This window comes from Vibrio sp. Y42_MX_L11 (assembly GCF_024181785.1).
Classification (GTDB): domain Bacteria; phylum Pseudomonadota; class Gammaproteobacteria; order Enterobacterales; family Vibrionaceae; genus Vibrio; species Vibrio diabolicus.
The window spans coordinates 25,156-38,963 of the sequence record NZ_JAMZAP010000020.1; the positions used below are offsets into that span (position 1 = coordinate 25,156).

Genomic DNA, 13,808 nt, shown 5'->3' on the forward strand with positions numbered 1-13,808 from the left:
TTGTTTGGCACCTAAAATTGAATATAAAAGCTGTCGATGGCCACCACATAACCGACCATGATGGCAATAAACGTCAGAGACGGAAAAGCAATGAAGCGAGACAGACGTGTCTTGTTCAATATCATCACCGTTATCCACGTTGCCGTGACGGCGAGAAAGAGCACCAGTAACGTGGGAGAAAAGTAAATGTCTCCCCAAGAGAGTTCATGAGGCATTAGAGATCCTCCGTTTTGTTCTCATCACTGGTCTCATCCGGAGTTTCGAGGCGCAAAGGCGGCAATACGCGGTTTTCTTCATTTAAATAACCATCCCAGTCAGTTCGTTCTGTCATTTGCTTGGCAATAGATTCACTGAGGAAGGGTTTGCCTGTTTGGGTTTGCCAGCCGCCGCCCAACGCTTTGTACAGCGCGATCACTTGGTTCGCGACATTGCCTTTAATTTGCGCGTAACTGTCTTCCGCACGGGTCATTTTCTCTACCGAGTTGAGCAGACGTTCAAAAGAGATTTGGCCGTTTTCGTACTGCGTCATGGAGATGTTGAATGCACGAATGGAAGAGTTGACTGATTGCAAACGTAAATCTTTTTGCTGCAAATACAGGTCATACGCTTCGATTGCATTGGTCACTTCATTAACGGCTTGCAGCACTTTTTTGTTGTAGTTGGTCAGCGTTTCTTGGAAGCGAGCATCTTCGAAACGAGTGTTATTTTTCACGCGTCCGTATTGGAAAATATTCCAACTGAACGTTGGGCCAACCACCATGGTGAGCGAATCGCTAAAACTGAAACTGCTGCCATCGGGAACCGTACTGTCGATACCGATGGAACCGAACAGTGAAAAGCTTGGGTAAAGAGCGGTTTCCGCCACGCCAATTTGCGCACTCTGCGCGCGAGCTTGCATCTCAGAGACTTGCAAATCCGGGCGTCGCATCACTAAGTTTGCGTCCACTTGGGTATCCAACAGAGGTGGACGCGGCACAATGGAGCGCTCGTCGGTGCCCGATAACGCCGATTTTCTGCCTGTCGATTTGAACTGCGCTTCATAATCAGAAATTTGCTTATGCATTCCATCTGATTGCAGCAGCTCGTCTACTTCTTCCGGTAATGCACCTAGCAATAACGCCAACGCGGTACGTGATTGTTTCATCGCGACTTCGAGACTCGGTAATGCCGCTTTGGTAGTATAGAGTTGGTTTTTCGCCTGTTGAACGTCCAATTCTGTAACGTTGCCAGAGTCAAACTGAACCTGTGTAATGCGGACGACACGCTCTTGAATTTCGATGTTGCGACGAGACAGCAAAATGCGCTCTTGGAACGTGCGATAGTTAATGTAGTTACGCGCCACTTCGGCGGTGATGGTGACCATGATGTCGTGATACGACGCGATGGATGCGTAATAACCAGCTTCTGCTGATTCGATGCTACGAGCGTATTTTCCCCAAATATCCATTTCCCACGCAGCATCAAACGACAGAGCGGCGTTGTTTACACCCTGATCATTCACGTAGGCACGCGCTAGATTTCCTGACACGGTTTGAACTTGCGGGTATTGCAAGCCAGTCGAAATGCCAAGTAATGAACGCGCTTGAACAATGCGCAGCCCCGCGGCTTCTATGTCTAGGTTTTGCTCATTCGCCAACTCGACTAATTGATTGAGCGTCGGGTCGTTAAACTGCTGCCACCACTGTTGTAATTGTTGCTCGGATTGCTGCGTATCTTTGGCTGCTTTTTGCACCGACCAATCGCTTGGTAATGGCGTTTGCGGTGGGTGGACATAGTCTGGCCCCACAGTGGTACACGCACTGAGCCCGAGCAGGGAAAGTATGGCGAGGCTTGGTTTGGTTAGTTTTGGAAGCATCATATCCCCCACCTTTAAAACCGCTTCTGTTGTAAGTTCACCCAATCGATATCCTCGTAGGTTTGCTTGCAATGCTTGATTGCTTCGAACACGTTCCGTTTTAAATTCAGCAAGATATAAAAACCGGCTATCTCAGAATAAGCGTAGTCAGATAAATCCAACTCACTAAAAAAATCTTCCAGTTTATCTTCGAATGTTTGGTAATCCTGACTGTATTGGTCGAATACGGAGTCGAGTTCTTGTGTTGCTTGGTGGCTGGCTAAAGCGCCCGCCATCAAAGGAATGATGGAATCGCGGTGTTGTTGGCGAAGCTGAGTAATCAGCGGATTGGTCATCAACTTTTTCTCGGCGGCCATTAAGATGTTGATGTGATTACTGAGTACATCACACGCTTTGCTAAACGCGCCAATCGCTTCTGGCGTGGTTTTGTCAAAGTGTTTGTGGTTGATTTTCGAACCCCAGACTTTGAGCTTTTTCGATGAGACATTGAGCGTCACCAAGTGCAAGGCCCGTTTGAGCGGCGTAATAACCGAGCTAGACTGCTGTTGATAGGTAGTGAACAGCTCTCGGGTATGTCGGAAGTAGCGTTCTTTTATGGTCAAAAAGAGGTGTTCTGGTCGTGAGCTAAACGGGAAGTAGTGCGCGAAAATAATCATGAACACCACCATGTAGAACAACAGCATGATCGTCATGAGGATCCCGAAGTGATAAAACATGTTGTTGTCTAAACCGAGAACAAACAAGCCAATCATATAGAAAATCGTCACTGGCCCGTTAAACAGATAAAAGCCGATAAAGGTGTAGATAAAGATAAACAGGCCAAGTTCTAATCCGAGATCCAATTGCGGAAGAATGAAGACGTAAGAAGGCACCGCGAACAAGAAGCCGAAAGTGAACAGCACAAGCAACAAAATCGGGTGCACAGGCACGAACGACAGCAAAGACATAAACATGGTCGAGAAGACCACGAACGAGTAGCCGCCTGGTGGATTGAAATAAATCCAAATCAGCCCTGCAACCCAATAAGTGACAAAGGTTTTGACCGCGGTTTTAAAGTTTTCTGCGTCCCACCATAGAAACTTGCCTTTCGGTTTCGGCAGTGGCACGTCAAAGGAGACATTGTTCGTCACAGAGTCAATGCAGCTAATGCTCTCCGCTAAACGTGACAAGTTTTGATGCATGAGCCCCAAGAGGTGCCCCAGCATAAGCGCAGAGCCTTTCTCTAGGTGCGCTGCGTCTTCAAGCAACGTCTGGTTGTATTCGACTTTGAACTCTTGAGCACGAAAAGCGGGCTCTTTTTCGTCCCAGACTTGTTGGCAGGTATCAAATAGCGCGTCAATTTCCGCAACGGCTTGATCAAAGTTGCTGATGCTTTCACGGTCTTGCTGGTGGCTAAAGTGGCTGTGCGCCGCGACGGTCAATTGTTGCGTTACCTGCTTGTTCAAATGAACCGCCAAGCGCCACTCTTTCATGTAGGCTGACACGTCGCTGCATTCCACACTGACTGTGGCAAAACGCTGTTCGAGCGCATTTTGGGCGGCAAACATCTGCTCGATAAGAGAATCTACGCTAGGTTGTGGCTCTCCTGCTTCTGGATTTTCTTCTCTTTTTTCTTGAGGAGAGACTTGCCCTGCCGATTTTTGCTCGAAATTTTGCAAGATAGCGGTGAACAACGCGCGTTGTGCTTGGTTGAGTTGTTCGATGAGTTGTCTTAGGTTTTGTTCTGTTTTGGTCGGGAATAAGAAAGTCCCCACGAGTGTGTAAACCACCACCCCAAACACCGTCATATAAGCGCGGTCAACGCCATAAAGAAACGCGCCTTCTGCGTCACCGCCATTGGACATCATCAGCGTCATCACACCGGTCAGCATGAGTAACGTTGGATCTTTTTGATAGGCATTACGGAAGTAAAAAATGAAAGAGACCACAACCGACACGCTCAGCATGTACAGCAAGCGGTCTTGAGCAAACAATCCCACCAGTAACAAGCCAACGACGGCGCCAACCAACGTACCGAACACGCGTAAGGTACCTTTGGCGAGTGATTCACGACGACTGCCTGTGGATGCAATCAGCATCACTGTGGTTGCAGCCGTCGATGCTTGCGGCCAACCCATGGCAAACGGGATCAGATAAGCCAGAGTCAGGCTAAGCGATACTTTAATAGCGAATTTTATTTTGTCGTTCATAGTGTCAAAGTTTGCTCAGGCTTATCGTTATAAGTTGATGAATTTCTTATGTGAATAATCAGAATCTTGTTCTGAATAAATTCGGGGGGCGGAATATAGCGGGTGAAAAAGTGTGCTTTGTAAACCCTTTGTCAAAACACAAAGTGCGTATTTGGCTCGATCTCGCGCTAACCCTTGGCGTTATTGACGAAACGGCTAAAACGAGCAAAATCTCGATCTGTGACGATTCTCACTTTTGAAACAAAATCGTCGTGTTGTGTGAGCCAATTCTCACCTTATATCCTTCGCCTGATACTAAAGCAGGCCATTCGTACCATCTGCAATGAGCTTTGCTGCTTTAAAAAGCATAGATGATGAATGGGTATTTGAGAGGGAAAGTTATTATTTTTTATCGGCTTGCCGATTGTTCGCTTGTTTTTTGGATCGAGATAAAAAAACCAAAGCGATACCACCAAGAATGATGCCACTGGTTAAAAGTGTATGCAGTGAAAGAGACTCGTGGAGTACGACGGTACCTAACAGCAAAGCAATGGCTGGCACGGAAAGTTGGCTGACGGCGGCTTGAAGTAAAGAGAGCTTACGCATGACTTGATACCAAAGTGTATAACCAAGGCCAGATGCAATGGCGCCAGACGTGATAGCGAGCAAAATTCCGCTCAGAGAGAGATGGATTGAGGACAGCATCAACGGTGATAGGAGTATGCCAATTATAGATGCAGCGATAAACCCCCATGTGATGCCACTACTTGGAGAAGGCGCTTGCTTGCCGAGCGCAGTAAACGCAGCCCAACAAATGCCAGAAATCAACATGAGAAGTGCAGAACTGATATCGGGGCGAGTGGCAGATGGCAACATTAACCAAACAAAGCCAACAATCGAAAGGCCGATACCGATGATTTCGAGAAACTGAAAGCGCTCACCTTGCCACCAATAGATTGCCAGTAATGTAAGTTGCACGGCACCAAACAAAAGCAAAGCACCGGTTCCTGTCGCCAGTTGTAAGTACGCGAAAGAGAAAAGGGCAGCATAACCAAATAACGCCACGCCAGCAAAAAAGCGAAAGCGAGAAGTTGGCCGATCGGTTTTCCACTGACCTCTCACGACAAGCAATGTGATTAAGGTAATCGCGCCAGATATCAATCGGACGAGAGTGAAGCTTCCTGCATCAATCAACCCTTCGGCCAATGCAAGTCGGCACAATAATGAATTGGCGGCGAACGCCAGCATCGTAATAGCAGTGAGTAAAAAGGTCGACATCCTTGCCCCTTAACGCAGAAATATGGATTGAGTGTAGCGTCAAACGGCCTTTTTCATTAGTTGATAAAGTGATTAGTTATAGCTGTCAGAGCGAGAAAACCATCAAAAATCACCAAAGAAAACCTGACCTTAGCCTGAGTGTTACTGTGGTAGGGATGGTTGTTTGTACAATGACTTGATGGTGTTTTTCAACCATAGCAATTTGGGATTGTACGCATTGCGTTTATGCCAAATCATGGTAAATGGAATCAGTAACTTGTCTTGTTGAGTTTGGTCTAACGGAATTGGCAAGCACACCAAATCGAGATGCAGCTTTTCTGTGTAGCTTTTGCAATAGTGCGGCGCGGTGGTGATCATGTCATGCGTCGGCTGCGCTGCCATAAAAAGGGATTGCTCAAAGTTGGACATCGTCAGCCCGATAGAGCGCTGTAGCCCTAGTTCCGTTAACACTTCATCCAACGCCCAAGTTTCACTTTTTTCCCAAACAATATTGATGTGTTGGTAGCTCAGAAAGGTCTCGAGATTCCACTCTTGCTGTAATGCCGGATGATCTTTATGTAAATACACCATCGGCAGGTCATAAAATAGAATCTCAAAATCCAAGAAATACGGCAGAAGATCCAACGACTCTTTCGATCTCGGGTGACTTTCTCGGCCGGTAAAACCGATATCCGCCTCGCCTCGAATGATGGCGTCGAGTGAATCGTAATCCCAGTTACTGGTTTTTACTTTCGCTTCAGGGTATCGCTGGTGGATAGCGACGATGAGTCTGTCCAGTACCGTGAGCACTAATGGCGACTCAATCGTGATATCAAAACGCACTCCTTTAGGCGTAATATCGCTGCGTTTTTCTGCAATCTGGCTGCCAATTTGCAGCCATTCTGCAAGATCTTGCTCCATGCTTTGCGCCAAGGGCGTTGGCGCAAGACCTTTAGGTGTTTTGACAAACAAAGGATCATCGAACCAATGACGAAGTTTGTTGAGCGACTTACTTACGGTAGAGGGCGTAACGTTCAGCTTTTTCGAGGCTTTCGAGACGCTTTGCTCTTGCAGCAATAATTGCAGAGTGAACAGTAAGTTTAAATCAAGTCGCGCTAGGGATTTCTTCATAATGGGTATCGTGAACAGGCTTTGGAATCAATAGTATTAGAGCAAGGCTGATTACGCTACCTAACACTAAGATAAACACCAACATATTCAGTGCACTAACGCCGATGAAACCCATAAACCAAATATAGAACGCTGAACTACAAACTTGAGCAATGCCCAGTAACGAGCTCGCCACGCCAGCTTGTTGAGAGAATGGGCTGAGCGCTTGGCTCATGGCCACGCCAAAGCCACAAGCGAAACCAGCGCAAATCAGCCCAAGTCCGAATACATAGTAAAGAGATTGTCCATCATGGAAATGGGCAGCACTGAGCACGATGCCTGCACAAGCGAGCAATACTTGAGAGGTGATCATTAAGGTTCGCTGCTTAAAAATCCCCAATGCCAATGGCGCCGAGAACGAAATCAACATACTGATCGTCGCAGTCCCTGCCATGATGGAAGAATAGCCGCCGCGATCAAAACCAAGCATGCTCATCACGACAATTGGTGAAGCGTTAACAAAGGTCAGAATGGTGGTCACTCCAAGTGCAGTAATGATCAGCCTACTGATAAAAAATCGCTCGAAGAAAGTCTCTTGATGGCTCTCTGGCGCTGTCTGTTCTTCACGTTGTTGGCTGGGTAGTGATTCCTTGAGAACAAAAATGGCCAATACACTGACGAGAATGCCCATTCCTGCCATTGTGGTAAACAAACTCGGCCAAGGAAATTTCAGCATAATCAAGTGACCAATCACGGGTGCGATCACTGGGATGATACAGGTGATGCCATTGAGCATCGACAATACTTTCGCGCGGCGTTCATCGTCTAGCGTGTCGCGTAAAATCGCGAACGCGACGACATAGCAAGATCCAGCTCCGATGCCTTGGCAAAAGCGAGCAATCAAGAAAGCGTTTGGTTGCTCAGCCATCCCGCCGAGAAAAGACGCGAGCACGAAGATCATCGCGCCGACGACGGCAACAGGCTTTCGTCCCACAGAGTCTGCAATTTTCCCCGCGAATAACATGGTGGTAGCCATGCCAGCTAAATAGATCGAAAACGCAATATGCAACTGAGATTCACTGGCGTTGAGATCTGACGCAATTTGAGGCAAACCAACAAGATACAAATCAATGGCAGTAGGGTAGAGTAAAACGAGTGCAAAACTACAAAGTAAAAAACGGGACATGGAAACCTCTCTATCGAATGGCGAGGATAATAGAGTGCTAAACGTTTGCCTGCGAGTGGGAAATACGACACTAGGTATTTCTATTTACGACATACCCTGTATGAATTGAGCATAAAAACAACAAGGAAGATTATGATTACTATTGAAAAGTATTCGCCTGAGCGACATGAACAAACTTGCGAACTTAGCGTGCTAGAAGAGCAATCGCAGTTTACGGTCGCGGATGTGGGTGAAATGCTGACACGTCTTGAACCTACAGAACTTCCGCATCTGATTTTGGCAGACGATGACGTGGTTGGTTTTTTTCTGTTCGATGCTGCTTACAGCGAGAAATACGATTTTTGCCCGAAAAACAGCTTAGGCGTGCGTGCTTTGCTGGTGGATCACCGTCATCAAGGCAAAGGCATCGCCAAGCAAGCCATTCAACAGTTTGCCGATTTCGCCAAACGCCATTATCCCGAGTTTGATGCGCTTTATCTCACCGTGAATTGCCGCAACATACCCGCTTATCAGTGTTACTTAAAATCAGGGTTTGAAGATACCAATGAGCTTTACCACGGCGGCCCCGTTGGACCGCAGCACATTATGAGACAACCGCTTTAACTAGAAAAACACCAAGGATGGAAATATGAGAATTGAAATCGACAATTTAGAACGGCCGCAGGTGATTGCGTTGTTGGAAGAGCATTTACAGGACATGTACGCTACATCGCCACCAGAGAGCGTGCATGCGTTAGATGTAAGCAAGTTGAAGTTGCCTTCAATCACGTTTTGGACGGGCTGGGATGGTGAGCAGCTATTGGGATGTGTGGCAATGAGCCAACTAGAAGATGGTCACGCAGAGTTGAAATCGATGCGTACGACGCCGTCGGCGAGAAAACAGGGCGTGGCATCCCGCTTACTCAATCACGTGATTGAGCAAGCGAAACATCAGGGGATACAACGTCTAAGTTTGGAAACTGGGTCGATGGCATTTTTTGAACCCGCGCATCGCCTATATGAAAAACATGGCTTCGCGCACTGCGAGCCGTTTGGCGACTATCAACCTGATCCAAACAGCCGCTTTATGACCCTAACGTTGTAGCCCATCGTGACTAAAAGTTAAAGTAGTAATTAGCTCCTGGCGAGATGAGTGATGCACGCTCACGCGCCAGTTGTTTTCTTCTCTCTCTAATACGCTTCGCGTTGTCTTTATCTAAGTTTGCATCCAATTGATGATCAAGGCGTGATATCTCCGCATCTAACGCATTAATGCGTTGTTGACGCTGATATTCTTGATGGCCTAACTGATAGTTTTTAAGGAAAAGATCGTTAGAGCAAACGCCATAGTAGGTTTTTCCTTCTACACCCACCGTGTAACCATTGTCTGGCGAACAGTAAAGAATGGTGCCTTTATCAAAACCGTCTTGCCACTCAACGTGATTTGGCGTTACGCCTGCTTCGCGACAGTCTTTAATGTATTCGTACAAAATGTTTGGGTTGTTGCCTGAGCGGCCATCTTGGTAGCCGACGCGATACCAATCTGCGGTTTGGCATTGTTCTGGCGACATGCTGCTACAACCAGAAAGTAATGCAAACATGGCAAAGAGAAGCGCAATGCGTTTCATGAAGTGGATTCCTTGTTACTGCGTTAGGTTCGCTGATTATAAATGAACAGTGTTCATTTCCAATAGATAAAATTAATAATTACCGACTTATTGATGCGTTGCGATTGTGAGTTTGTCGGCTTGAAGCAAAAATTTTTTGCTTGTGGAACGAGCGTTGTTCGTCAGTAGTGATGTTACGAATAGAGTGCTTTGCCGTGAAGGTAGAGGCGAGATTAGTGGGGTGGGAATCTCTTCGTAAGCCGCATCTATAAACAGTTGCCTGCGCGAATGTTACTTTTTCTCAGAGATTCCCATATCAAAAGCCCCTCGATCGAGGAGGAACGGGACTTTCGATAATTTTATGCTTAACTTTCAAATGAAAGTTTGTTGCCAAACGCGGATTTCCAGTCTTTATCAAATTGATCGACAGCCGGCTGAACTGCTGGATGAGAAAACATCTGCGCGGCCACATCGACAGGCAAGGTGATCGCTTCAATGCCTAACTTCATCACTTCCATCGCTTGTTGGGTATTCTTAAAACTCGCTGCCAAAATTTTTGCAGGCAGTTGGTTTTGATCCAGTAGCAATTGCAGGTCTGCGACCACTTCTACACCGTTTCCGTTCATCGCATCAATACGGTTCACATAAGGCGCAAGATAGTCAGCGCCGCACAATGCCGCAAGGAAACCTTGCTGAGCAGAGTAAATAGCGGTGGCGAGTACTTGAATTCCCTCTTTTTTCATTAACTTAATTGCCGATAAGCCCGCTTCGGTCGCTGGCACTTTGACGACCATATCATAAGGTAATTCATGGATTTGGCGCGCTTCTTCTACCATGCCTTCTACAGTTGTGCTCACCACTTGAGCATGGAAACGGGGTGTGCCCCCTAACGCTTCTTGCATGCCAGCTAAGGTTTGGTTCAAGCCTTGTTTTGATTTCGCCAAAATACTTGGATTTGTTGTTACCCCTTTCAGAGGTAGGCATTGGTCAAAGCGTTTTACTTCTGCCACGTCAGCAGTATCTAAATAGAGTTCGATCATGGGTTCTACCTTATACAAAATCTTCGTTTTGATGATGGGATCACTATAGATCTGACAATCCGCTGAGATCTTGATTTTGATCAATTGTAATTTCAATTGAAACTATAATAATTTCATAAAGTGAAAAGTTAAGTGCCAATATTTCATCATCAAGTGAAGCTTTCAGCAAAAGAAAAGCGTGAAAAGTAGAAGAGCAAACCAAGAGGCGGACAGTAATGTATTTCAATATTCAGAGGTTCTCGACCCACGATGGTGATGGTATTCGCACCATTCTGTTTCTGAAGGGATGCAGTCTGTCCTGTCCTTGGTGCCAAAACCCAGAAAGCCGCAGTGAAAAGCACTCTCTGCTGTTTGATGAACGCAGTTGTATGGCGGACTGCCAGCTTTGTGTGTCGGCTTATAAGCAAACCGTAAACGGCGACATGGCAAGCGATGGTATCCGACGCATTGACGATCAAATCATCATCAATCGAAAAGCCATGAGCGAAGCGCAGATCATTGCGCTGCGAAACGTATGTCCAACACAAGCGCTCAGCATATGTGGAGAAGAGGCGAAATCGGACGACCTGTTTGAAGTGTTGATGAAAGACAAGCCTTTCTACGATCAAAGCCAAGGTGGCGTGACATTTTCTGGTGGCGAGCCGCTGATGCAGCCAAGTCTTGTGGCAGAACTTGCCGAACGTTTGCATCAAAACCATGTGTCTACGGCGGTGGAGTCGTGCATGCATGTTCCGTGGAAAAACGTAGAAAAAGTCGCGCCGTATATTGATTGCTGGTTAGCGGATCTTAAACACACCGACGAAGAAAAGTTTCTCCGCTGGGCGAAGGGATCGTTAAAACGCATCAAAGACAATTTTAGAAAATTGGCACCAATTGCCAAACGTATTGTTATTCGCGTGCCGGTTGTGCCGGGCTTCAATGACACCATTGATGAGCTCAAAGCGATCATTGACTTCGCTGCTTCTTTAGAAAGCTGTCAAGAACTCCACTTGTTGCCGTATCACACCCTCGGCATCAATAAATACCGTTTGCTCGATATGCCTTACGAGTGTTCTGACAAACCATTAAATAATCCAGAACTGCTAGAAAACGCAATGCAATACGCAAGCGAACATACTCAACTTAACGTGATTGTTAGAGGTTAACCATGGACCTACATACCCTTCCAGAGCGAATCAAAGCCCACAAATCGGCACTGGTCAACATCGTAACGCCGCCTATCTGTACCGAGCGCGCAGAGGCTTACACTCGGGCGTATCAGGCAAATGAAGACAAACCTGTGATTGTGCAACGAGCGCTGGCGCTACAAGAGCACTTACGCACTCGTACCATTTGGATTAAGCACGACGAGCTGATTGTAGGCAACCAAGCGAGCAAAGTACGCGCTGCGCCGATCTTCCCTGAATACACGGTGCGTTGGATTGAAGCGGAAATCGACGAACTGGCCGACCGACCTGGGGCTGGTTTTGCGGTAAGTGAAGAAGACAAACAAAGCATTCACGCCATTACGCCATACTGGCGTGGTAAAACGGTTCAAGATCGCTGTTATGGACTCTTTACCGACGAGCAGCAAGAGATCTTAGCCAGCACCATCATTAAAGCCGAAGGCAACATGACTTCGGGCGACGCGCACCTTGCAGTGGATAACGAAAAAATCCTGAAGATCGGTATGAACGGGCTGCTGGATGAGGTTCGTCAGCATCACGCTAGTAACGACGTGTCGACGTATGAAGGGTTGAAGAAAGAGCAGTTTTATAAGTCCGTCGAAATTGTCTTGCTTGCGATTCAGGAGCACATGGTGAGTTACGCCGATCTCGCTCTGGAAATGGCACAAAACGAAACTCGACCAGAGAGGAAAGCAGAACTGGAGACAATCGCAGAAAACTGTCGTCATGTGGCTTTCCATGCGCCAACCAACTTCTGGCAAGCTCTGCAACTGAGCTATTTTGTGCAGTTGATGCTGCAAATTGAATCGAATGGCCACTCTGTTTCATTCGGTCGGATGGACCAGTTCCTAAACGACTACTATGTGCATGATCTTGAAAGTGGCGCAATGAACAAAGCGTTCGCCCTTGAGCTATTGCAAAGCTGTTGGTTGAAATTGCTTGAAGTAAACAAGATTCGCTCTGGTGCGCACTCAAAAGCGTCGGCAGGTTCTCCGCTGTATCAAAATGTCTGTATCGGTGGCCAAAAGCTGAATGAGAATGGAGAACCTGAAGACGCCGTAAACCCGCTATCTTGGGCGATTTTAGAGTCTTGTGGTCAGCTACGTTCCACGCAACCGAACTTGAGTGTTCGCTATCATGAAGGTCTGAATCAAGAGTTCTTGATGGGCTGTATTGAAGTGATCAAATGTGGATTCGGTATGCCTGCATTCAACAACGATGAAATCGTCATTCCAGAATTCATCAAGCTTGGCGTTGAGAAAGAAGACGCTTACAACTATGCGTCTATTGGCTGTATTGAAACCGCTGTTCCAGGCAAATGGGGTTACCGTTGCACGGGCATGAGCTTCATTAACTTTGCGCGTATTTTACTGGCTGCGCTTAACGAAGGTGTGGATGCAACGACGGGCAAAGCCTTCTTGCCGCATGATAAGTCGTTGGCAAAAGGCAACTTCGAGAGCTTTGAGCAAGTCACCGCTTCTTGGGCGAAGCAAATTCGCTACTACACACGTAAATCGATAGAGATCGATACCGTAGTCGACAGTGTGCTTGAGCAGCAAGCGCAAGATATTTTCTGCTCATCGCTGGTGGATGACTGTTTGGCGCGTGGTAAAACAGTAAAAGAAGGCGGAGCGAAATACGATTGGGTATCTGGCCTGCAAGTGGGCATCGCCAATTTAGGTAACAGTTTGGCGGCGATCAAACATTTGGTGTTTGAAGAAGCGCAAATCAGCCAAACGGAACTGGCAAAAGCATTAGAAGAAGACTTCGATGGTATTGAGAACGAACAACTTCGCCAACGCTTAATCAACTTCGCGCCAAAATACGGCAATGACGACGATTATGTCGACCAATTGCTGGCTGATGCTTACCAAGTTTATATCGATGAGTTGGCGCAATTTGTCAACACACGTCATGGGCGTGGACCAATTGGTGGTGGCTACTACGCGGGAACATCGAGCATCTCTGCCAACGTGCCATTTGGCGCATCCACGATGGCAACACCAGATGGTCGAAAAGCGAAAACGCCACTGGCGGAAGGCGCAAGTCCAGCATCGGGCTCTGACCGTTTGGGACCAACGGCGGTGTACAACTCAGTCGGTAAAATTCAAGCCAATAAAATCTTGGGTGGTGTGCTGCTTAACCAGAAGTTAAGCCCAGCGGCTGTCGCTTCAGAAGGAGATAAGCTCAAGCTATCGATGCTGATTCGCACCTTCTTTAATCACCACAAAGGTTGGCACGTACAGTACAACATTGTCTCTCGTGAAACCTTGCTGGCAGCGAAGAAGAACCCTGAGCAATATCGTGACCTTGTCGTGCGAGTTGCGGGCTATTCAGCTTTCTTTACCGCGCTGTCATCAGACGCGCAGGATGACATCATCGCTCGTACCGAACACGAGTTGTGATGATCTCAACCCCTGTTAATGCAGAAGGCACCGAT

The 13,808-nt window shown here is 47.1% G+C and carries 12 protein-coding genes; 4 read left to right on the forward strand and 8 right to left on the reverse strand.

Translation table 11 applies throughout. The annotated features are described in order from the left end of the window. Nucleotides 1–11 precede the first annotated feature (11 nt). From NL643_RS17940 to NL643_RS17965, 6 genes are all read right to left on the reverse strand, one after another. Nucleotides 12–215, reverse strand: coding sequence for a DUF1656 domain-containing protein (locus NL643_RS17940; RefSeq protein ID WP_005462724.1), 204 nt, complete (start codon nucleotides 213–215; stop codon nucleotides 12–14). Next, complete coding sequence (locus tag NL643_RS17945) at nucleotides 215–1,858, reverse strand: TolC family protein (RefSeq protein ID WP_253644909.1); 1,644 nt, start codon at nucleotides 1,856–1,858, stop codon at nucleotides 215–217. Before NL643_RS17945 ends, NL643_RS17940 begins: the two co-directional genes overlap by 1 nt. 11 nt (nucleotides 1,859–1,869) lie before the next feature. Beyond that, nucleotides 1,870–4,044: an FUSC family protein gene (locus NL643_RS17950; protein WP_253644910.1), complete on the reverse strand. Its 2,175-nt coding sequence runs from the start codon at nucleotides 4,042–4,044 to the stop codon at nucleotides 1,870–1,872. Between the two features lie 381 nt (nucleotides 4,045–4,425). Beyond that, complete coding sequence (locus NL643_RS17955; protein WP_253644911.1) at nucleotides 4,426–5,301, reverse strand: DMT family transporter; 876 nt, start codon at nucleotides 5,299–5,301, stop codon at nucleotides 4,426–4,428. Between the two features lie 141 nt (nucleotides 5,302–5,442). Next, a complete protein-coding gene (yidZ, locus tag NL643_RS17960) occupies nucleotides 5,443–6,411 on the reverse strand; it encodes an HTH-type transcriptional regulator YidZ (RefSeq protein WP_253644912.1) in 969 nt (322 codons plus the stop codon). Then, entirely contained in the window at nucleotides 6,386–7,576 is a 1,191-nt protein-coding gene (locus NL643_RS17965) for an MFS transporter (RefSeq protein ID WP_253644913.1), read from the reverse strand. Before NL643_RS17965 ends, yidZ begins: the two co-directional genes overlap by 26 nt. A 132-nt stretch (nucleotides 7,577–7,708) precedes the next feature. Here NL643_RS17965 and NL643_RS17970 point away from each other — a divergent pair, with 132 nt between their 5' ends. Then, nucleotides 7,709–8,179 carry a GNAT family N-acetyltransferase gene (locus NL643_RS17970; RefSeq protein ID WP_005499894.1) on the forward strand — a complete coding sequence of 157 codons (471 nt, stop codon included), beginning with the start codon at nucleotides 7,709–7,711 and terminating at the stop codon, nucleotides 8,177–8,179. Between the two features lie 25 nt (nucleotides 8,180–8,204). Then, entirely contained in the window at nucleotides 8,205–8,660 is a 456-nt protein-coding gene (locus tag NL643_RS17975; RefSeq protein WP_253644914.1) for a GNAT family N-acetyltransferase, read from the forward strand. 10 nt (nucleotides 8,661–8,670) lie between these two features. On the opposite strand, the gene NL643_RS17980 is transcribed toward NL643_RS17975, so the two are convergent. Further along, nucleotides 8,671–9,183, reverse strand: coding sequence for a DUF2799 domain-containing protein (locus NL643_RS17980; protein WP_005484189.1), 513 nt, complete (start codon nucleotides 9,181–9,183; stop codon nucleotides 8,671–8,673). Between the two features lie 344 nt (nucleotides 9,184–9,527). Next, nucleotides 9,528–10,202: a fructose-6-phosphate aldolase gene (locus tag NL643_RS17985; RefSeq protein ID WP_253644915.1), complete on the reverse strand. Its 675-nt coding sequence runs from the start codon at nucleotides 10,200–10,202 to the stop codon at nucleotides 9,528–9,530. Between the two features lie 215 nt (nucleotides 10,203–10,417). Between NL643_RS17985 and NL643_RS17990 the strand changes: the two genes are divergently transcribed. Together NL643_RS17990 and NL643_RS17995 are read left to right on the forward strand one after the other, a co-directional pair. Further along, complete coding sequence (locus NL643_RS17990) at nucleotides 10,418–11,347, forward strand: glycyl-radical enzyme activating protein (protein ID WP_253644916.1); 930 nt, start codon at nucleotides 10,418–10,420, stop codon at nucleotides 11,345–11,347. Between the two features lie 2 nt (nucleotides 11,348–11,349). Further along, nucleotides 11,350–13,773 (forward strand): formate C-acetyltransferase/glycerol dehydratase family glycyl radical enzyme, encoded by a 2,424-nt coding sequence (locus tag NL643_RS17995; RefSeq protein ID WP_253644917.1) that lies wholly within the window; start codon nucleotides 11,350–11,352, stop codon nucleotides 13,771–13,773. The last annotated feature ends 35 nt before the right edge of the window (nucleotides 13,774–13,808 follow it).